Source organism: Haloglomus irregulare, from assembly GCF_007421925.1.
Classification (GTDB): domain Archaea; phylum Halobacteriota; class Halobacteria; order Halobacteriales; family Haloarculaceae; genus Haloglomus; species Haloglomus irregulare.
The window spans coordinates 147404-167422 of the sequence record NZ_QMDX01000004.1 but is presented as its reverse complement, the minus strand read 5'-3'; the positions used below and the strand labels follow the sequence as shown (position 1 = coordinate 167422).

Genomic DNA, 20019 nt, shown 5'->3' with positions numbered 1-20019 from the left:
CAGCCCGAAGAACGGGCTCGCGTGTGTAGCGATATGGGGTAGCTGATTACTGCAGCCCTCTCGCCAGAGCAGCATCTCGACCGCTCACGTCGACTGCTCCGATGCCCGGCAGTCCGTCCGGGTCTCCTGCACCGACAGGTCGTTGTCGATGGTGATCGTCACCTCACCCTCCCCGGCCGTCACGACGAGATCAACCTGCACGGGGTCGGCACCGGTCACCATCGCCGTCGGTTCGGGAAGTTCCCACGGAGAACAATCCTCGACAGCCACGCCCACCCCATCCAGAGCAGCCAGCACACGGGCATCCGTCAGAAACGGGAGGAGGAAGCCGGTTCGAACCGTCCATGTACAGGTGTCACAGTCAATGCGGACCGGTGACTCCGTCTCCGTGATGGCCGACACCTCCACGTCCCGCGTCGTCGTCCCGCCACAATCAGGGCACTGCCCGCGACGGGCGAGGCCAATATGTTCGCGCGCCCGGTCGTAGACGGCTTCGAGGACCTCCCGGTCGGTCCGCTCAGCCAAGCTGTTCTTCGGCAACGGGTAGGTGAACTCCCCGACGACACTGTCACAGGGGTCACACCGCAGCGAGAAGAACTCCCGCTCGTACACGCCAACAAGCGCCGCCCCACAGTTGGGGCAATCGATACCTGGGTCGAGCTGGGTGCGAGCAGGCGTCTCAGTCGGTCGGTGGGCAAGGACAGCACGGTACAGCGCGGTAGCGCTGGCGGTAGGGACGTACCCGTCGTCGGTCTTCCGGAGGTAGACACCTCGGAGTCTGTCGAGATGATAGTTGAACTTCCCGCTGTCCTCCATTCCGACCGCCCGCATCAACTCGGAGTATCGCTGGGGTTCGGTTTCGACGGCTTCCCAGTGAGAGAGCAGGGCCAGTAGGATTTCCAGCCTGAGGTCGTGGCCCAGCAGGGCAAACGCATCCCGGGGCTGAGCGAGGCGTTCCTCGCCGTCGGTCATATGCGTCAGTCGGTGGGACACCGTACTAAGCCTACCGTAGGTCAGGCGGCCCCGAACGTGCAATTTGCTAGCAAGACTTGTGAAGCTGATTTCTCAAAATCACTAATATTCAATGGTACAAGGGCTATGGCGATGAGTGAGAACCTAACTGCATCCACCGACCGATCCGCGTCGGCCGAAGAGGCAGACCCGGAGCTATCGACGTTCCGGCGGGTCGTCGAATGGCTGGCCAACCGCAACAGCTTCGCCATCGTGGGCGCGTTCCTCGTCTCGGGGCTGACTGCCGACCATCTCGGCGTGCCCGAACCGGCGGACAACGTCCTGTACCTCATCGGCGGGGTGTTGCCGCTGGTGCTGGCGACCGTTTCGACGACGGAGGACGGGTATGACCACGACCTGTCGAACTGGACGCGGGCGAAGATCATTGCCTCACAGCTCGCCTGGTCAGTCACGCCCTGGGGACTGTTGACGCAGGTCCTCCAACTGGGCGGGACCGCCGTCGCCTACATCCGACACCGCGGGCGACCGCCCAACCGGACCCGCAGGACACCGACGACGGAGTTCTCCGTCCCCGTCGAGAGCGAGTGGACGGTCACCAACGGCGGCGTCACCAAGTCCACATCCCACTCCTGGGGGCTTGTCTCCCAGCGGTACGCCTACGATCTCGTGATCACCGACGATAACGGGGACACTCACGAAGGCAACGGGCAGCAGTTGGTGGACTACTACGCGTTCGGCGCGCCGGTCACGGCACCCGCCGACGGGACCATCGTTGCCGTCGAGGACGGGCTGCGTGACCACCCCGTGCCCGGGAGCGCACGGGTCGAGTGGCGGACCTGGAACATCGTCGGCAACCACGTCGTCATCGAACACGACGACGGCGAGTACAGCACACTGGCCCATCTCCGGGAGGGTAGTGTGACGGTCAGCCCTGGCGAGCGGGTCTCCCGTGGCGACGTTGTCGGTGAATGTGGGAACTCGGGCATGTCCACCGAGCCCCACCTCCACTTCCAGGTCCAGGATCACTCGAATTTCTGGATCGCTGCCGGTCTCGTCCCCCGGTTCCGGGATGTCGAGCTGAGCCGGCCCGACGACCGGCGGACCGACCACGACGTCTACGATGCCCCTGACACAGCCGAGACCCTGTACCTCTGGGCGGGCGACCGAGTCACCGCCGGTTCTGAAGGGGGTGAGTCAGCGTGACCAGCGGACTCGCCGTCCAGGTGGCCGTTCTCACGGGCCTGACTCTGTGGACTGCCGTGCTGGTTCGTCTCGCCCGCCGATACGGTCCGGTCGTCGCCGTCTCGGCAGGACCCCGGACTACCGTTCGGGCGGCGGGGCTGGCGGCGCCCTGGGCAGTTCACGGCGCGGGGTTGCTCCCCACAGTCGCATCGCTGAGTGACCTGCTTGTCGCGCTGGGGCTGTCGTGGACGCTGTACGCGCTCGCGGTATGGCTGGTCGGTGCACCCGACGGGACATGTCGGGACTCCGGCACTGACAAAACAGAACGACCGGCCGGATAACCGCCTGGAGAGTGATCACGTCTCACGTCGTCTGACCGTCCCTGTCTCGGTGAGTATGGCGCGATGGGGAACGAACCGTTTCGGGCGTCAGAGCAGTCGTGGGTCGGCGGGACCGTCACCGACCTTGCTGAGCGAGGCGGGAACGGAGTGGTATTCTAAAAGGGAGCGCCGGTGGCGCCCGAGTGAGTTTGGGATGTTCTGATACCGTGCCATCCGGGTCACCCACAGCAGTTGTGACACCCCGTTCCTCGGTATGTATCAACCCGTGCTCCTGCCAGGTGACGACCGACTACCGACTGATTCGCGCCGCGAGGTCAGCAACCGTCGAGAGCCGTACCTACTCGCTATCAGTGGTGGCGTGACCGGCTCAGAGAACGAACCGGTCAGAAATGTGTATGATACCACTATCCGGTGATTCGTTCGAAAAATATACCTCCAGAAGTGTTTAACCACGATATCAACTAAGAAAACGCATGGGTTGCTCGGTGGGTGGGCGTAGTGGGTCTCGTTACGGCACTCGGAATCGGAGCGACAGCATCCGGAGCAGTTCCACTGGATACCGTATCCCTACCATCCATGGATACCGACGAATCGAACGACGGCACCGGTTCGGGAATGACACCGACCGATGTTCCATCTCCCTCCGACGCAACGCCAACCGAAACCCGGACTATCGACGCCGATGGGGATGGACTCTCGGACGACCGAGAGCAGGATTTCGGAACCGATCCGGAGAACGCGGATAGCGACGGGGACGGCCTTGATGACGGGGCAGAGGTAGACCAGTGCGGAACGAATCCGGTCCTGCCGGGTACCGACGACGATCGCCTCCCCGACGGGGTAGAAGTCAGTAAATACGGGACAGATCCAAAGGCGGCAGACACCGACGGTGACGGAATCGACGACATGAGAGAACTAGAGTCCGGGACGAGACCAACGGACCCGGATACGGACGGTGACGGGCTCGATGACCGTGCGGAGCGCAGTGAGTACGGGACGCACCCGTGGGCGAACAGCACCGATACCGACTGGCTCGCCGATGGGGTAGAAGTCGATAAATACGGGACGGATCCGGCTGACCCTGACACCGATGGCGATGGCATCCAAGATGGGGTGAACATATCCGAGTGCGAGTCGGGCACGGCACTGGACGATACGGATGGCGATGGACTTCTCGACCGGGCCGAGTCGGAGTACGGGGCGGATCCGGCCAACGCGGACACGGATGGAGATGGCCTCGGCGACGAAGTGGAAGTCACCGAATACGGCACGGATCCGGCAGCTAGCGACACTGATGGCGACGGCCTCGAGGATGCGGTGGAGGTCACCGAGTACAGCACGAATCCGGTGGCCAACGATACTGATCGAGACGGACTGGACGACGGGCGGGAGATCCAGGAGTACCGGACGAATGCTACCGACGAAATCACCGATGGCGACGGCCTGCCCGACGGAGGCGAGGTAACAGCGGGGCACTGGCCGACGCGGACCCGATGCGGATGGATGTCTTCGTCGAGGTCGACTACATGAAGGACATCGGCCGTCACGGTCGGCATTGAAGACGGTCGAGCAGGCATACGCGGACGCCCCGATCGAGAGCCCGGATGGTTCGACCGGCATCTCCCTGCATCTCGTGCTCGATGACTCCATCGAACAGGCGTCTCCGACTACTTCGGAAGACCTCGGGACGCTGAAAGGGGACCCAACCACTCCGGTGAGGGGTACCATTACGCGGTCGCGGTCCAGGACGCGCAGACCGAGTCATACGATGTGGATGCAGTTGGCTTCGGGGGAATGGGCGAGTTCGTGTTCCAGACCAGCGATGACGACGGGAACTCGTACCGCGTGCGGGGGACGGCCGATGTCCTCGTGCACGAGCCCGGGCATTCGGTCGGTCTATACCTCGATACGTACGAGGGAATCGACTCCGAGGAGGTCCCCTACTCCGAGTACCGGAGCGTGATGGACTACGACGCCCCGTGGCCGACCGTCCGGTACAACGACGGGGAGCCCTTCGACGACTGGGAGTACATCGAGAACAACATCAACACGCCGTTCGTCGCCGACTGAGCCGTATGCTCGGTGCTACCGGTCGTGCTTTCGACTCGGGTCACAACCCTCGATCGCCTGACCGACTCGCGCTCTCCATCTGGGGAAGATTCGGCGATCGAGGGGTAATCGTTGCCTGGTCGGCAATGAGCAGGGTAGAGGAGTGTGGGATCCACCGATAGCGGGCGTGAGAAGTCGGATGCTCCGGCAGGGATTTGAACCCTGGTCATTGCCTCGAGAGGGCAATATGATTGGCCGGACTACACTACCAGAGCGTACCACAGCGTAACCAGGTTGCCTTATTAACCGTTGCGCTTCCCCGATGCCGTGCGGTGAATCGACACGGAGGGGGAACCACCCGGTGGTGCGGGGCGCCCACGCCCGAAACACGGAAGCCCGTGCCCCGAGTCCCGCCGCGCATGGACGCCGCAACCCTCCGCGCCGAGCCCGAGCGCGTCGCCGAACTCATCGACCACACGAACGTCGACCCGGTGTCGACGACCGCCGAAGTACGCGATCTCTGCGAGGCGGTGCTGGAGCACGACCTCAACGCGGCCTGCGTCGTCCCGTACCACGCGGAACTCGCGGCCGAGACGCTCGGGGACGCCGCGGACGTCGTGGTCGTCGTCGGGTTCCCGTACGGGGTTCAGAACGCGGCGGCGAAGCGCGCCGAGGTCGAGGCGCTCGCCGAGTCCGCGGACGAACTCGACATGGTGCTGGACCGGACGGCCCTGGCCAACGGCGACGACGAGGCGGTCGTCACCGACATCCGCGCGGTGAAGCAGGCGGTCGGGGAGGGGACGCTGAAGGTCATCATCGAGTCGCCGACGTTGACCGACGACGGGATCCGGCGGGCCGCCCGGCTGGTCGACGAGGCCGGGGGCGACTTCGTCAAGACGGCGGTGGGTTACGACGGCGGCTGCGACGCGAGCGAGGTCCGGGCGATACGCGAGGCCGTCGGCCCGGAGACGGGGGTCAAGGCCTCCGGTGGCATCGGGTCCTTCGAGGACGCCCTGGAGATGGTGGCGGCCGGCGCGACCCGCATCGGTGCCTCCTCCGGCGTCGCCATCGTCGAGTCGGCCCGGTCCTGGGGGTGACGGCCCGGGGGACCCGACCGGCGGCGCTGGTCGTTCGGGAAGAGAGCCCGGGCTTCGACGTGCGAGCCGGATATAGCGGGCATATCTCCGGAACTATCGAGCTATCCGAACCGTATCCGGGGAACGCTACAGCCCGGCGACGTCCTCGATGGCGTCGGTGAGCGCCCGGATGCTCTCCACGTCGTGCTCCCCCATGTGCCCGATGCGGAAGGCATCCTCGCTGAGGTCGCCGTAGCCGCTGGAGAACACCATGTCGTACTCCTCGGAGACGGCCTCGATGGTCGCGCCGACGTCGATGTCGCGGGTGTTCTCGACGCAGGTGACCGTCCGGGACTCGTACCCCTCCTCCGGAAACAGGCCGAAATGCTCGCGCGCCCAGTCGCGGGTGTACTCGGCCATCTCGCGGTGGCGCCGGTCGCGGGCGTCGTGCCCCTCGTCGAGCATGTACTTCATCTGCTCCCTGTAGGCCAGCATCAGCGGGATGGCGGGGGTGGAGTGGGTCTGGCCCTTCCGGTCGTAGTAGTCGAGCGTCCGCTGGAAGCCGCCGTACCAGGAGGCCGAGTCCGTCTCCATCTCGCGGTCGTAGGCGGCGTCGCTGACGGTGCAGACCGCCAGTCCGGGCGGCATGGCGAACGCCTTCTGCGTGGAGGTGAAGATGCAGTCGATGTTGTGGCCCTCGATGTCGATGGCGTCGCCGCCGAGACAGGAGATGGCGTCGACGACGAAGCACGTGTCCGGGTAGTCGCCCAGCAGGTCGCCGATCGCCTCGACGGGGTTGCGGACGCCGGTTGAGGTCTCGTTCATCACCATCCCGACGGCGTCGTAGCCCTCGTCACTGGTCTCGAGTGCCTCGCGCACGTCAGCGGGCTTGACCGCCGTCCCCCACTCGTACTCGATACGGTCGACCGCCTTGCCGAGCCGCTCGGCGACGTTGGCCTGGCGCTCGCTGAACGCGCCGGAGGTCGGGACCAGCATACGGTCCTCGACGAGGTTGAGCGTCGTCGCCTCCCAGAACTCCGTCCCGGAGGCCGTCAGGACGATGACATCGTCGTCGGTGCCGAGGAAGGTCTTTGTGTCCTCGACGATGGTCGTGTAGAGATCCGTCATCCGGTCCATCCGGTGGCCGAAGATCGGCTCGGCCATCGCCTCGATGACGTCTTGGCGGACCTCGGTCGGGCCGGGAAGATACAGCGTCTTGTCGGGATAGTCGCCCGTGTATTCGCGTTTCTTGGTCACCGAAACCACCTGGGTATCGAACCACTCACGGGCGGACGGCAAGGGCGTTGTGATAGCCGGCGCCGGGTGGACGACGCCACGGCTCGACCGGGGCCGCGAGCGGAGCGCATGACGCGTGACCGGACCGCGACCCGACGGGTCCCGGCCCGCTCCTCACCCGGCGTAGTCCTCCCGGAGGAACGCCCCTCGGTCTCCTGGGTCGTGACGAGCGCATCGATGGGCTCGTCCGACTCGCGGTGTCGGTCCGGCCGCCCGTACAGCTCGTCGCCGACTTCGAGCGTATGGGTCATGCGACGGGGGCTCCGGCCCGGGGATATCGGCCCTCAGGTAGCCTGTGCCGAACCGCGACGCCGGTCACTCCTCGTCGTCGAACGGCGAGCCGGCGGCGTCGGGTTCCATCCCCTTCTTCGAGATGATGTTCTCGCGGCCGACCCGGAGCTTGGAGATCTCCCCCGCCTCCTCCATGTCCGAGAGCAGCATCGAGACCTTCGACTTGGACCGGCCGGTCTCATCGACGATCACGACCTGCTTCATCCGGCCGCCGTTCCGGTCCAGAAGTCGCATCACCCGTTCCTCGTCGTCGAGGAGTTCCTCGTCCGCGACGGCCGGCTCCGTCGAGGTAGTGTCGGCGGCCGCCCCGCCGGTGCCAGCGGCCGCCGCCGCGGCGCCGTCACCACCATCACCCGGCTCGGCCGACGCGGCCGCGGCGCCGTCGTCGTCCCCGGGGAGTGCTCCGGCCCGGTAGGCCAGCGCCGCGCCCAGCCCCAGCAGCAGGACGACGCCGAGGCCGAGGACGGGGAGGAACCCGACCGACCTGCCCGGTTCGGTCGCGGTGGTCCCGCCGCCGCCGGCCGTCGTCGGGGTCGGGGTCGGGGTCGGTTCGGAGGGCGGGACGAGCCGGGCCTCCGGGCGCTGGGGGTTGAACTCCCGCTCCCCGTCCCAGGTGAGGGTGTCGCTCGCGGCCAGCGAGTCCTCGTCGAGGGCCGGCTGGGGTGCTGCGGACTGGAACCGCAGGTTCGGGCCGTAGAGCACCACGAGCCGCTGGTCGGGGGCGAGGTAGAAGCCGCCCTCGAACACGTCGCCCATCACGACCGCATCGCCGTCACGCTCGGCGAAGGCCGTCCAGACGAAGCTCATCCGGACGACGCCCTGGCTGTTGAGTTCGTCGACGTACGCCCGCTTCGAGAAGCCGGTCGCGTTCATCGACCGCCCGGTCGCGTCCGACCCCTGTGTCGTGATCGAGCGGGCGCGGTCCCTGAAGTTCGTGTACAGCTCCGTCTCCTCGGAGTTGAACCGGTCGGCGTAGGACTCGAAGTCCGACCGCTGGGTCTCGTTCTCCAGGGTCGTCTTGTAGAGGAACACCCATCGGGCGGAGGCGTTCCCGTAGACGGTGATGCGGAACTCCGTAGAGTCGACCGACTGGTTGCCGACCTGGGCGACACCGTCCCGGTCCTCGGGCGCGAGGGCCCCGGCGCTGTGCTCGGGCGCGGCGAGGGCCCCGGCGCCGACTGCGGGCACGAGGCTGGCAACCGCCAGAACCAGTACGAGCGCCACCGCAGCCGGCCGTGTCATCTACCCTACCTCACGCCCGCCCCCGCCCTTATATGCTATGGCACGCGCCGCCCGGCGAAACGCTTAGCTGTTCCCATGCTAACACGTGGCGTGGTCAGTCGACTCGCCGCCCGCCTGCGAACGGCGCTGCTCCCGGTCGGGACGCTCGTGGCTATCGCCGTCGCCGGCATCGTGGGCTTCGTCGCCCTCGCCGGCGTAAGCGCCGTCGATGCGGCCTTCTGGCTGCTCGACCCGACCAGCATCGAACTCCACTTCGAGGGACATGCCGGCCCGGAGCAGTTGGTCAAGGCCTACGCCCTCGCCGTGTTCGGCGGGCTGCTCCTGGCGGGCATCTGGACCGGCGAGACGGTGCTGAACGCGGCCTTCGGCGGCCGGGTCATGGAGGAACTGGAACGCATGCAGCGAGACCGACGCATCGAGAACCTGAGCGACCACGTCGTCGTCTGTGGCTTCGGGATGTTCGGCCGGACCGTCACCGAACGGCTGTCCGAGGCGGACGAGGAGGTCGTCGTGGTAGAGCGTAACGAGGAGGAACTGGAGAACCTGCCGGCAGGGGCGCTGGCGGTGGTCGGCGATGCCCGGCGCGAGTCCGTGCTCGCGGAGGCCGGCGTCGACGAGGCCAGGGCTGTCGTCGCCGCCATCGACGACTCCGCGACCAACGTTCAGACCGCGATCGTGGGCTCGCAGCTGGGGCCCTCGGTCCGGCTGGTGGTCCGGGTCGGCGACGAGATGTACGAGAACCTCGCCCGCCGGGCCGGCGCCGACGAGGTAGTCATCCCGGAGGTGGTGAGCGCCAAGGACGTCTCGGACCTGCTGTAGCGCCCGCGGCAGGCTTTAGTCCAGCCCCGGCCTTCCTCCGGGTATGTCAGCCACGACCGATGACGACCGCCGCGCACTGCTCGACGTCGGGACCATCGCCGTCGTCGGGATGTCGGACACGCCCGGGAAGGCCGCCCACGGCGTCCCGGCGTATCTCGTCGAGCACTCGTACGACGTTATCCCGGTCAACCCCACGACCGACGAGGTCCAGGGGCGCCCGGCCTACGACTCGCTGTCCGAGGTGGACCGCGAGGTGGACCTGGTCGACGTGTTCCGGCCCAGCGAGGAGGTCCCCGGCATCGTCGACGAGGTGCTCGACCGCGGCGACGTCGAGGGGGTCTGGCTCCAGCTGAACATCCGTGACGACGAGGCCGGCGAGCGGGTCGAGGCCTCCGGCCGCCGGTTCGTCCAGGACGAGTGCATCAAGGTCGAGCACCAGCGGCTCCTCGGGTAATGCGGGAGCACGAGTCGGGCTTCGGGTAGGCACACCGGCTTCGGAGCGTGGCTCAGACGGCGTCGTCCCCACCGTCGGACGCGCCGTCGGCCCGGGCGTCGGGCACGTCGGGATCGGCTGGCTCGGCCTCCTCGATGGCCGCCTCGGCCAGTATCTGCTCGACGTCAACGTCCGCGTCGTGGGCCAGTGCCTCGATGAGCGCGCGCTGGTCGTCGACAGTCCGCTCCAGTTCCCGGACCCGCCGGTTCGTGTCGATGACCGTCCGCCGCATCCGCTCGACCTGCTCGCGGACATCGTTCAGCCGCTTGTACGTCTCCTCGGCCATGTCGACGATCTGCTGGAGTTTCTTAGTCGCGCCACCGAGAGCCATACCGATTCGTTCCGGACGGAGACTCCTATCCGTTGTGGCTTCGCGGCGGTCGACGCGCGGCCGGCTGCCGAAGACGCCGTCGTTAAGACCCGGACGGGCGCACCGGGAGGTATGAAGGGGACGAAGACGGCACCGACCGCGGGCATCGTCGGCTGTCTGCTCGTGCTCGCGGTCCTGGTGTGGCCGTATCTGCAGGAGCCGGCGTCGGTCGTCTCGGCCTACTACGGGTCGGGCGCGGTGACGCCGCTGGCGGCCGGGCTGCTCGCGTTCGTGAGCGTCATCGTCTTCGCCGCCGGGCGGGAGGAGCGGTCGGACCCCGCGCTGGTCGCCGGGGCGGTGCTCGTGTTCGGGGGGTTCGTCGCCGTCACCGGTGTCCTGTTCGCGCTCACCGCGCGGGTGGACGCGCTCGGCGGGGCCAGCGCGCTGCTGACGTACCAGCGCTGGCTGCTCGCGACGGCCGGGCTGGTGCCGCTCGCGAGCGCCGGCTGGTACGCCCGCGCGCTGCGCCTGGTTTGAGGGGAAACCGCCCGACAGCGGCGCCGTTCTTGACCCAGGGCTGGCGGCCCGTTCCCGAAAAGCCCATAAGCAGGAGTGATGTAGGTTCAGGTCGGACTAGGCCGGGCAGTTAGGCCACTGCCCCATCGCCTCCAACGGTCTTCATGTTGGGGCCGACCACCGGGCGCGTCTGGGTGGACCAGTGCGGGCCCTGCAAGCCAACGTCGAAGCCTCGTCCCACGAGGGCAGCGGTCCGGGAACCGATCTCTGCAGGGAGGCACGGGCCCGGTTGACCCCGAGAACCCCGTCAGGCGCGGAAGCGAGCAGCGGTATCGGGGACACCTGTCGCCCGTGGGGTCGCGGGGTGGAGGAGGCGAGCAGGCCTCACCCGTGTTGGAACAGCCAGGCAACCCCGGCGTCCGGTTCAATACCTCGTGAGTGACGGAACTGTCGATTCCGGAGACGAGTGCGTCTGGCCCCGGCTCACCCCGGCCGACGGAGCGCCTCGACGAGCACCGCCCACGCGAGCCCCGCCAGCCCCACGTCCCGCACCAGGACGTCGCCGAACAGGCCCGCCGTCGCCCAGACGACCGCCAGGTAGCCACAGGTCGCGGTGAGCGAGACGGCGGCCACGGCCGCCGCGAACGCGGTGTAGCGGTCGACCAGCAGCGCGAGGCCGAACGCCACCTCCAGCCAGCCGTTCAGCAACATGAAGTCGACGGGCGTCACGACCAGCCACGGCTCCAGCCAGTCGACGACGTAGATCGCCCACAGGCCGGGTGCTACGAGCTTGTGGACGCCGGCGAGCAGTATCATCAGTCCGAGTCCGAGCCGCGCGACCGCGGCCGTGCTCGGCGCCCGACGGACGAACGGCGCCGCCATGGCGCGACTCCGCGCCGCGAGGTCGTCGACGACTGCCATCACCGGCGGTAGGCGCCCCCGGCCCGAAAACCCCGCGCTCGGGGCCGGCGGCCTCAGTCGTCGCCGGCGTATGCGCGCTTCAGCGACAGCGTGGTCCGGTCGAACTCACAGACGAGGACGTCCTCCCCGTCGTCGGCCTCCCGGTTGACCGCGAACACCTCGACGTGCATCGTCACGATGCCACGCTCCCCGTCGCTGGTCTCGCGCTTGTCGGTCACCGTCGACTGGGCGCGGACGGTGTCGCCGTGGAACGTCGGGTTCGGGTGCTCCACGTCGTCGTAGGAGAGGTTCGCGACGATAGTGTCGTCGGTCGTGTCGGGGATGGTGAGGCCGACGCCGAGCGACATGGTGTAGAGCCCGTTGACCAGCCGCTCGCCGAAGGCGGACTCCTCGGCGAACTCGGCGTCGAGGTGGAGCGGCTGCTGGTTCATGGTCATGTCGCAGAACCGCTGGTTGTCGCTCTCGCTGACGGTGCGGCGCTTCCCGTGGCGGATGGTCTCCCCGACCTCGAACTCCTCGTAGTACAGTCCGGGCATGCCGAGGGTCTGGCGGCGCGGGGGCTTGAAACGGGCGGCTCGACCGTGGGGCCGCGACGGGCCACACGGCCGGGCGGATCAGTCCTCCGGGTCCTCCCGGTCGACGATAGCCTCGTCCCACGGGAGGAGTCTGGCGACGACCAGGCCCAAACCAGCGCCGAAGACCCCCGAGAGGGCGTACCCCAGCCAGACGCCGGTCGGACCGTAGCCGAGCGGCCCGGTCAGCGCGAGGGCGATACCGAGCCGGACGGGGATGAACGTCGTCCCGGTGACGACCATGGCGACGTCCGTCCGGCCGCCGCCGCGGAAGACGCCGCTGTAGACGCGGGCCGCGGCCTCGGCGCCGTACGCTGGCCCGATGACGGCGAGGAACTCGGCGGCCGGCGCCACCACATCGGGGTCGGTCGTGAACACCCCGGCGATGGGTTCGGCGAACGCCACGACGACCAGCCCGACGGCGGTCAGCCCGACGAAGGGGACGGCGACGGCGAGGCGGGCGGCCCGGCGGGCGCGGGCGGCCTCCCCGGCCCCGAGGTTCTGCCCGACCATGGTGATGGTGGACGCGGAGACGCCGACGGCGGGGAGGAACATCAGCGAGGTGACCCGCTCGCCGATGCCGAACCCCGCGACGACGGGCGCGTCGAACCGGCCGACGATGAACAGCGACGCGGTGACGGAGACGGCGATGGCGGCCGTCTCCAGCGACGCCGGGACGCCGACCCGTGCGACAGTGCCGAGGAAGGACGGCTCCGGGCGCAGGTCCCCGAGTCGGACGGACGGCTCGACGCGCCCGGACAGCAGCAGGCCGACGCCCGCGACCGCGGCCACCCCGCGGGAGCCGAGTGTGGCGATGGCGGCGCCCTCAAGCCCCAGCCGCGGGACCGGGCCCACGCCGAATATCAGGAGCGGATCAAGCACCAGGTTCAGCAGTACCGACCCGAGGACGACCAGCAGCGGCGTCAGCGCGTCGCCGTAGCCCTGGAGCAGCGCGGAGAACGTGTAGGCGAGAAAGAGCAGTGGGAGCCCCGCGAGGATATACTGCATATACCCCAGGGCGAGGTCCCGGGTCCCGGGAGCGGCACCCATCGCCCGGAACAGCGGCGCGATGCCGACGATGCCGATGGCGGCCACGACGAGCGCCGCGAGGGCGCTGAAGACGAGCGCCTGTCCCGCGGCGAACGAGGCGCGGCTCCCCTGGCCGGCGCCCTCGTACTGCGCGACGAGTACGCGCCCGGCCGTCGAGACGCCCGACCCCAGCGCGACGAACAGGAAGACGAGCGGGAAGGAGAACGTGAGCGCGGCGAGTTCGGGGCTGCCGTACCGCCCGACCCAGAAGGTGTCGGTCAGGTTGTAGACGGTCTGCAGCAGCGTCGTCACGACGACCGGGAGGGCGAGGTGGTAGAGCGGCCAGCCGACGGAGCCGCTGGTGAACTCGAGCTCATCGCGGGACCGGAACGGGGACCGCACGGGACCGACTGCGGCCGTCGGCCGCTTATGCCTCGCGGTCGCGGGGGGCGGGAATGGGACCCGAAAGCGATACCGACATGCCGGGGGCGCTCGAACCCGTATCCATGGCGACAGCCGACGCCGGCCCCGTGTCCCGGACCGCGAAGGAGCACCCGCGCGCCCTGACGGCGGTCCTGACGGTCGTCGGGTACGCGCTCGTCATCGGCACGCTCTATGTCGGTCTTCCCATCTACCCGAGTGTCGACATAGGGACCGTCAATCTGCTCTCGGACGCCATCGCCGTCATCAACACGGTGACGGTAGTCCTCCTGCTCGCGGGCTGGAAGTTCATCCGCGACGGCGAGATCCGCAAGCACCGCGCAGCGATGATCAGCGCGTTCGGCCTCATCCTCGTCTTCCTCGTCCTCTACCTGCTGAAGACCGGGGGTGGCGGCCGCAAGGAGTTCGTCGGCCCCGACGCCGCCGCGCTGGCCTACTTCGCCATGCTCGGCATCCACATCCTGCTCTCCGTGCTGTCGGTCCCGCTGGTCCTGTACAACATCACTATCGGGCTCACGCACACCCGCGAGGAGATGCGCCGAACGGTCCACGCCCGCGTCGGCCGGGTCGCGGTCGCGGTCTGGTCCGTCTCGCTCACCCTCGGCGTCCTGGCGTACGTCCTCCTCAACCACGTGTACACGTACGAGTTCGTCCGACTGCTCGTCCGGATCCCGACGCCGTTCTGAACCCCGGGACCCGGCTCAACCGTCCTGCTCGCTGCGCTCGGACTCCTCGCTCCGACCGCCCGCCAGCAGACTGTTCGTCGCCCGTCGGCTGGACATCCCCCGTCGGACCCGGCGGCGCATCCGTCGCAGACACGCCTCCTGCGCGCGAGCGTCGAGCCGCCATCCCGCGACCAGCAGGACGCCCGCCACGACGAGCGCGACCACCGTGCTCGCGAACGCGCCCCCCGGCTGGCGGAGGGCGGCCGGGACCCCGTCCACGGACAGCGACACCGCGACCGGTCGCATCAGCACCGCGACGGCCATCAGGTAGAACCCCTCGGCGAGGACCCCGGTCGGGAGTGCCCGACGGAGGAAGGCGATGCCCGACCACAGCGTCGTCGCGACGGCCGCGACGGCGTACGCCGGCAGGCCGGCGACGGTGTACGGGAGGGGGAGTAGCGCCCAGGCCACGAACCCGCCGGTCGCGACCGCCGTCAGCGCGCCCATCAACAGCGTCGGGGTCGGCACGTCGCGCTCCCCGCTCGCGGGCCCCGAACGGGCGGGACCGGTCGCCACCGTGGCTCGTCTCATACCGTCGGGAGGGTTCGCCTACGCATAAGCGTCGTCGCCACCGCGGGCACCCCCGGTTCATACCGGGTCCGGGCTACAGTGCCTCCACGAGGTTCGACGGGTCCTCGGCCCACGGCTGCCCGTCAGCCCAGTCCCGGAGCGCCCCCTCCAGGGCGCGGACGCGCTCCTCGGTCGCCGCCTTGTCGCCGGCTTCGCCCTCGTTGACGACCGTCCAGGCGCCCGGCGGTCCCGCCGGTTGCACGGCCGCATCGCCCCCGTTCCCGTCGGTCGCCTGGTCGTAGCCCACCGCCGCGACCCGGGAGTCGGTGACGAACACGACGGCGGCGACCAGTCGCCGGTCGCTGTCGGCCAGATCGAAGACGCCGACCGGGACGACGGCCCGGAACCGGTGGCTGTCCTCCAGTTCGCGGAGTTCGTCGAGGCTCAGCGGGCGTGACGGCAGCGAACCGAGTTGCATGCGCCCGGTTGGGTCGCTCGCGGGCATAGGCGTTCCGTCACGGGCGCGAGGGCCGGGGCCGTCGGACTCAGCCGTCCTCGAACTCGGGGAGCCGGGTCTGTCCACGCCGGACGTAGCCACCGGTCGAGTCCTCCTCCGCGTCGTCGGCCCAGCCGTCGATGGTCGCCTGTCCGTCGGGAACCGGACGTTCAGCGACCTCAGACGCGGTGCCGGCCCCCCCGTCGGTCCCGTCCCAGCCGTCGATGGTCGCCTGGTCGGCCGCGGTGAAGGCCAGGTTCGAGACGCGGACGCCGAGTTTGCGAACCTGGGCCTCGCGGAACTCCGTCAGCAGGTCCAGCGCGACGGCCTCCACGAGGTCGGGGTCGTCGACCGGCCCCGGGAGCGAGCGGGCACGCGTGTTGACGTCGAACGGCGGCTCGACCACCTTCACGCCGATGGTCCGGTAGAGGGCGTCCTTGGCGCGGGCCCGCTCTGCCACGTCGGCCGCGAGCGACCGGACCAGCTCCCGTTTGGTCTCCGGGTCCGTCGTCGGCGCGAGTGCGGACTCGCTGGAGAGGCTCTTGGGCCGGCCGCGGGGTTCGACGGCGCGGTCGTCACGGCCCCGGGCCCGGTCGTACAACTCGCGGCCGCGCTCGCCGAACTCGCGCTTGAGCGCGGCCGGGTCGGCGTCGGCCACGTCACCGGCCGTCTCGATGCCGAGTCCGTGGAGCTCCCGGGCCGTCACGGGCCCGACGCCGTGCAGGTCCTCGACCGGGATGGGAGCCAGGAACCCCCGGACCTCGTCGGGGTGGACGACGACGAGGCCGTCGGGCTTGTCGTGGTCGGAGGCGATCTTCGCGGTGGACATGGTCGGCGCGACCCCGACGCTGGCGACGACGCCGACCGCCTCGCGGATGCGCTCGCGGAGGCGGTCGACGGTGGCACGGACGTCGTCCCAGCCGACCGGCGTGAGGTCGAGGTACGCCTCGTCGATGCTCACCTCGCGGACCGTCTCGGCCGTCTCGTGGAGGACCGTCTTCACGTCAGCCGCGGTGTCCTCGTAGAACGCCATATCGACCGGGCGATAGAAGCCGGTGGCCTCGGTCGCCGACTGGTCGCCGTCCTCCCCCTCGGCTACGTCCTCGACGTCGACCCGTCGCGGGAGCAGTTCCAGCGCCCGGTCGATGGGCATGGCGCTCTCGACGCCGAACTCGCGAGCCTCGTAGGAGGCGGTCGCGACCGCGCCGCTGGTCTCGCCCGGCTCGTAGCCCATCCCCACGACGAGAGGCTCGCCACGGAGCGCCGGCTCCTTCAGCCGCTCGCAGGCCGCGTAGAAGCAGTCCATATCCACGTGCGCGACCACGCGGTCCTCGGGGGCCGGCGCTCCCGGCAGTTCCGCGCGTTCGGACATCCATCGGACGTAACCGACCCGGGGGCCTCAACCTTGCCACACCGGAGCGAAAGTGGAGCGTCGTCGGAAGGCATTTGCCCCGACCACGGCTAGCCACCGTATGACGATTCTCGGTGCCATTCGCGCGGTCGCGGACGCACCCCGGAGCGGCGACGGCCCGGTCGACTGGAACGGGGCCGCGGCGGCCTCGAAGGCCACCGTCAGCCCGGGGTCCATCGAACTCACGCCCGCCGAACGTGAGGGGTACGCGACCGACATCCGGGAGGCCCGTGATCGGGTCCGGGAGGTGACCGGACTCGGGTTCGACCTCCCCGAGACCGTCGAGGTGCAACACCGGCACCACTGGATCGACGCCAACATCGCCACCTTCCGGCGGGTGATGGAGCCGCTGGCGGAACTGGAGACCGACGCCTTCGGCATCGCCCGGACCACCAACACCGGCTCGATGGCGGTGATGCTCTCCTTCCTCGCCAACAACGTCCTCGGCCAGTACGACCCCCTCCTGCTGGCGGACGGAGCCGAGCAGGGCCCCCCCGGCGACCGGAACGGCGACGACCACGCGCTCTACTTCGTCCACCCCAACATCGAGCGGGTGGCCGCGTCGCTGGAGGTCGAGCCGGAGCGGTTCCGCCGCTGGATCGCCTTCCACGAGGTGACCCACGCCGCCGAGTTCGGCGCCGCGCCATGGCTCTCCGAGCATCTCGAGTCGCGGATGGAGTCGGCCGTCGGTGACCTGAGCGAAGGGAGCCTCAACCGCGACGCCATCGGCGAACTCGACACCGTGATGACCTCCGTCGAGGGGTACGCCGAGCTGGTGATGGACCGCGCGTTCGACGGCGAGTACGAGGACCTGCGCGCGAAGCTGGAGGCCCGCCGCTCCGGACAGGGGCCGCTCACGAAGCTCGTCCGGCGGCTACTCGGCCTGGGGATGAAGCGCCGACAGTACGAGCGCGGCAAGGCCTTCTTCGATGCCGTCGCCGACGCGCGCTCCGTGGCGGCCGCGGGCGTCGTCTGGTCGGAGCCCGACCTGCTGCCGACGGACGAGGAGCTGGACAACCCCGAGCGGTGGCTCGCGCGGGTGCCGGCGTAGACGCTCAGTCCTCCGCGAACTCGTCCTCGGTCTCCCGGGCCGCGTCCACCCAGTCGGGCCGCTCGACGGTGACACCACCCACCCGGTGCAGTCGGAAGGCCCGCTCGTCGGTCACGCGCTCCTCCCGCCCGGGGTCGACCCACTCGATGGTGACGGTCCGGGCGACGAGTCGGCCGTCGCGAGCGAGTCTGAGCCGCTGTTCGTAGCGCACCAGCCGGGCCCGGTCGGGGACCCGCAGCGACCGGTCGACGTCGAACTCGACCTCGCTGCCGTTGGCCGTGTACACCGCGACGAGCTCCCCCCTGTACCGCTCGTAGCCGACCTTCGCGAGCGGCAGTTCGCCGGGGTCGTCCACGAACCGGAGCCGCGTGCCCGACAGCGCCGGGTACGCGAGCCAGTCCACGAGGATCGTCTCCCCGGGCCGCGAGGCCCACTGGTAGCTGACGTCACCGTCCGCGGAGTCGTCGCGCTCGTAGCCGCCGGTCCCGTCGACGAACGTGGTCTCGACGCGCCCGTCCGCCCGGCGCTCGACCGCCGACCGGTGCCCCGTCGAGGTGTTCGCCCGCAGCGAGAGCACGATGGGGTACTCGCCGAGGTCGGATCTGGAACGGTTCGACCCGTACCGGGTGGTGATGGTGGCGTTCCACGACCCCGCCTCGCGGAGCCGGTCGGTCGAGGCCACGGCGTCGGCCACATCGTAGACCGACGGCCCGAACGTCGGTGTCGGCGTCAGCGTCCCGGTCGCGGCGGGCGTCGGCTCGGGCGTCGCTGTCCCGGTCCCACCGAGCAGGCTGCAGCCCGAGAGGACCCAGCGCACACAGCAGTAGTGGGAGGGCACCGTCGCGAACATCGTCCAGAACCGCCTCGGCTCATAAGAGCATTACGGCGACCGTTCGCAACTAGATGTGCGTACTGACATGGAATCCGGTGCGTAATCCGACAGAACGGGCTCTAACTCGAGAACCCGTCTTCGGGCGCCCGCAGGAGCCGTTGGTTCCCGCCCCACAGGCGCGAGCGGAGCGAGCGCGTCTCACCGGCGCGAGGGCGCCCCGGGCCCCGGGTGCCGGCGATCTCTCTGAACGTCCTCCAGGTGGTTCGCCGGCCGCCGGGGGAACCCGCCGCAGAAAGGGCTCCCGTCAGTCGTCCCCGGTGGCCGTCTCGGCCTCGGGTTCGGCCTCGAGGGTGCCGAGTTCGCCGGCCCGCTCGAGGTCCTCGAGGTAGCCGTCGGCGTCGATGGCAGCCTTACAGCCCATCCCGGCGGCGGTGACGGCCTGCTGGTAGTGATGGTCGACGACGTCGCCGGCGCCGAAGAGGCCGTCGACGGCGGTGGCGGTCTGCCCGCCGCCCTCGCCGCCCTGCGTCTCGAGGTAGCCCTCCGCGTCCATCTCGGCGCTCGTGCCCTCCAGATACGCCGTGTTCGGGGTGTGGCCGATGGCGTAGAAGACGGCACCGACGTCCATGTCGAACTGCTCGGTGTCCGGGTCGTCCAGGTTCTCCTTGGGGTAGCCGGCCTCGTTGCGCGCGAGCGAGACGTGGTCGACGCCGTCGGCCTGGGTGCCGTGGATCTCCAGGAGTTCGGTGTTCCGCATGATCTCGACCTCGCCGGCGTCGACCTTCTCCATGACCTTCTCCACCCAGTAGTCCTCGGCGCGGAACCCCTCGCGGCGGTGGGCGAGATAGACGGTGTCGGCGAACTTCGTGAGGAAATGGGCTTCCTCCATGGCCGCGTCGCCGCCGCCGACGACGAGCATGTCCTCGTCGCGGAAGAAGGCGCCGTCGCAGGTGGCACACGTCGAGAGCCCGTAGCCCATCATCGTCTCCTCGCCGGGGACGCCCAGGGTGCGGGCGGAGGCACCGGAGGCGGCGATGAACGCGTCCGTCGTGTACTCGGTCCCGTCGTCCAGCTCGACGTGGAAGCTGCCGTCGTCGCGCTTCGCGACGTCCGCGACGATACCGTGGTCGAACTCGGCGCCGAACTGCTCGGCCTGCTCCTTCGCGTCGTTGATGAGGTCGGGGCCGGAGATTCCCTCCGGGAAGCCGGTGTAGTTGGCCACGTCGGTGGTCAGCGTGAGCTGCCCGCCTGGCTCGTCACCCTCCAGCACCAGCGGGTCGTTGTTCGACCGGCCGGCGTAGATGGCCGCCGTTAGCCCGGCCATCCCCGTGCCGGCGATGATGAGCCGCCGGTGTTCGATCTCGTCGCTCATACCAGCGGGTAGGCGATGGGAGGGTATTAAATCACGGCTATCGGTCACCGACGGCGCACGAGGCCCGGGCGA

Annotated in this window: 21 protein-coding genes, 1 tRNA gene and 1 other RNA gene; 10 read left to right on the top strand and 13 right to left on the bottom strand. The window is 69.2% G+C overall.

Annotation, left to right across the window (positions count from 1 at the left end; genetic code table 11):
• Positions 1 to 84: 84 nt before the first annotated feature.
• Positions 85 to 972 (bottom strand): DUF7351 domain-containing protein, encoded by an 888-nt coding sequence (locus tag DP107_RS08765; protein WP_144261779.1) that lies wholly within the window; start codon positions 970 to 972, stop codon positions 85 to 87.
• Between the two features lie 132 nt (positions 973 to 1104).
• Between DP107_RS08765 and DP107_RS08760 the strand changes: the two genes are divergently transcribed.
• The 3 genes from DP107_RS08760 (at position 1105) to DP107_RS08750 (ending at position 4565) form a co-directional block, all read left to right on the top strand.
• A complete protein-coding gene (locus DP107_RS08760) occupies positions 1105 to 2175 on the top strand; it encodes a M23 family metallopeptidase (protein ID WP_185977236.1) in 1071 nt (356 codons plus the stop codon).
• Between the two features lie 896 nt (positions 2176 to 3071).
• Entirely contained in the window at positions 3072 to 4025 is a 954-nt protein-coding gene (locus DP107_RS08755) for a hypothetical protein (RefSeq protein WP_144261777.1), read from the top strand.
• Between the two features lie 264 nt (positions 4026 to 4289).
• The gene (locus DP107_RS08750; RefSeq protein WP_144261776.1) at positions 4290 to 4565 is read left to right on the top strand and encodes a hypothetical protein; all 276 of its coding nucleotides are present in this window, start codon (positions 4290 to 4292) and stop codon (positions 4563 to 4565) included.
• A gap of 179 nt (positions 4566 to 4744) precedes the next feature.
• Here the strand turns inward: DP107_RS08750 and DP107_RS08745 are convergent.
• Positions 4745 to 4819, bottom strand: a tRNA-Glu gene (locus tag DP107_RS08745).
• A 144-nt stretch (positions 4820 to 4963) separates the two neighbouring features.
• Between DP107_RS08745 and deoC the strand changes: the two genes are divergently transcribed.
• The gene (gene deoC, locus DP107_RS08740) at positions 4964 to 5641 is read left to right on the top strand and encodes a deoxyribose-phosphate aldolase (protein ID WP_144261775.1); all 678 of its coding nucleotides are present in this window, start codon (positions 4964 to 4966) and stop codon (positions 5639 to 5641) included.
• A 126-nt stretch (positions 5642 to 5767) separates the two neighbouring features.
• Here the strand turns inward: deoC and DP107_RS08735 are convergent, their stop codons facing one another.
• Together DP107_RS08735 and DP107_RS08725 are read right to left on the bottom strand one after the other, a co-directional pair.
• The gene (locus tag DP107_RS08735) at positions 5768 to 6877 is read right to left on the bottom strand and encodes a pyridoxal-phosphate-dependent aminotransferase family protein (protein WP_144261774.1); all 1110 of its coding nucleotides are present in this window, start codon (positions 6875 to 6877) and stop codon (positions 5768 to 5770) included.
• A 354-nt stretch (positions 6878 to 7231) separates the two neighbouring features.
• Positions 7232 to 8449, bottom strand: coding sequence for a helix-turn-helix transcriptional regulator (locus tag DP107_RS08725; RefSeq protein WP_144261772.1), 1218 nt, complete (start codon positions 8447 to 8449; stop codon positions 7232 to 7234).
• Between the two features lie 75 nt (positions 8450 to 8524).
• Between DP107_RS08725 and DP107_RS08720 the strand changes: the two genes are divergently transcribed.
• On the top strand, positions 8525 to 9268 hold the full coding sequence (locus tag DP107_RS08720; RefSeq protein WP_144261771.1) for a potassium channel family protein: 744 nt from the start codon (positions 8525 to 8527) through the stop codon (positions 9266 to 9268).
• A 43-nt stretch (positions 9269 to 9311) separates the two neighbouring features.
• Entirely contained in the window at positions 9312 to 9722 is a 411-nt protein-coding gene (locus tag DP107_RS08715) for a CoA-binding protein (protein ID WP_144261770.1), read from the top strand.
• 52 nt (positions 9723 to 9774) lie between these two features.
• On the opposite strand, the gene DP107_RS08710 is transcribed toward DP107_RS08715, so the two are convergent.
• Positions 9775 to 10092 (bottom strand): DUF5798 family protein, encoded by a 318-nt coding sequence (locus tag DP107_RS08710; protein WP_144261769.1) that lies wholly within the window; start codon positions 10090 to 10092, stop codon positions 9775 to 9777.
• Positions 10093 to 10203: 111 nt separating this feature from the next.
• Here DP107_RS08710 and DP107_RS08705 point away from each other — a divergent pair, with 111 nt between their 5' ends.
• Both DP107_RS08705 and ffs read left to right on the top strand, forming a co-directional pair.
• Entirely contained in the window at positions 10204 to 10608 is a 405-nt protein-coding gene (locus tag DP107_RS08705; RefSeq protein ID WP_144261768.1) for a DUF7548 family protein, read from the top strand.
• A gap of 89 nt (positions 10609 to 10697) precedes the next feature.
• Positions 10698 to 11012, top strand: an RNA gene (ffs, locus tag DP107_RS08700) — signal recognition particle sRNA.
• A gap of 58 nt (positions 11013 to 11070) precedes the next feature.
• Here the strand turns inward: ffs and DP107_RS08695 are convergent.
• The 3 genes from DP107_RS08695 to DP107_RS08685 form a co-directional block, all read right to left on the bottom strand.
• Positions 11071 to 11508 (bottom strand): DoxX family membrane protein, encoded by a 438-nt coding sequence (locus DP107_RS08695; RefSeq protein WP_144261767.1) that lies wholly within the window; start codon positions 11506 to 11508, stop codon positions 11071 to 11073.
• 53 nt (positions 11509 to 11561) lie between these two features.
• Complete coding sequence (locus DP107_RS08690) at positions 11562 to 12044, bottom strand: MaoC family dehydratase (RefSeq protein WP_144261766.1); 483 nt, start codon at positions 12042 to 12044, stop codon at positions 11562 to 11564.
• Positions 12045 to 12122: 78 nt separating this feature from the next.
• Positions 12123 to 13511: an MATE family efflux transporter gene (locus DP107_RS08685; RefSeq protein WP_185977235.1), complete on the bottom strand. Its 1389-nt coding sequence runs from the start codon at positions 13509 to 13511 to the stop codon at positions 12123 to 12125.
• A 104-nt stretch (positions 13512 to 13615) separates the two neighbouring features.
• On the opposite strand from DP107_RS08685, the gene DP107_RS08680 reads away from it, so the two are divergent.
• Positions 13616 to 14236, top strand: coding sequence for a DUF420 domain-containing protein (locus tag DP107_RS08680; RefSeq protein ID WP_144261764.1), 621 nt, complete (start codon positions 13616 to 13618; stop codon positions 14234 to 14236).
• Between the two features lie 15 nt (positions 14237 to 14251).
• Here the strand turns inward: DP107_RS08680 and DP107_RS08675 are convergent, their stop codons facing one another.
• From DP107_RS08675 to DP107_RS08665, 3 genes are all read right to left on the bottom strand, one after another.
• Entirely contained in the window at positions 14252 to 14806 is a 555-nt protein-coding gene (locus DP107_RS08675) for a hypothetical protein (protein ID WP_144261763.1), read from the bottom strand.
• A gap of 73 nt (positions 14807 to 14879) precedes the next feature.
• Entirely contained in the window at positions 14880 to 15263 is a 384-nt protein-coding gene (locus tag DP107_RS08670) for a hypothetical protein (protein ID WP_144261762.1), read from the bottom strand.
• A gap of 67 nt (positions 15264 to 15330) precedes the next feature.
• On the bottom strand, positions 15331 to 16653 hold the full coding sequence (locus DP107_RS08665; protein WP_144261761.1) for a DNA polymerase Y family protein: 1323 nt from the start codon (positions 16651 to 16653) through the stop codon (positions 15331 to 15333).
• Between the two features lie 100 nt (positions 16654 to 16753).
• Between DP107_RS08665 and DP107_RS08660 the strand changes: the two genes are divergently transcribed.
• Positions 16754 to 17743, top strand: coding sequence for a zinc-dependent metalloprotease (locus DP107_RS08660; RefSeq protein ID WP_144261760.1), 990 nt, complete (start codon positions 16754 to 16756; stop codon positions 17741 to 17743).
• Positions 17744 to 17747: 4 nt separating this feature from the next.
• Here the strand turns inward: DP107_RS08660 and DP107_RS08655 are convergent, their stop codons facing one another.
• Positions 17748 to 18593: a hypothetical protein gene (locus DP107_RS08655; protein ID WP_144261759.1), complete on the bottom strand. Its 846-nt coding sequence runs from the start codon at positions 18591 to 18593 to the stop codon at positions 17748 to 17750.
• Positions 18594 to 18879: 286 nt separating this feature from the next.
• Entirely contained in the window at positions 18880 to 19947 is a 1068-nt protein-coding gene (locus tag DP107_RS08650; RefSeq protein ID WP_144261758.1) for an NAD(P)/FAD-dependent oxidoreductase, read from the bottom strand.
• Between the last annotated feature and the right edge of the window lie 72 nt (positions 19948 to 20019).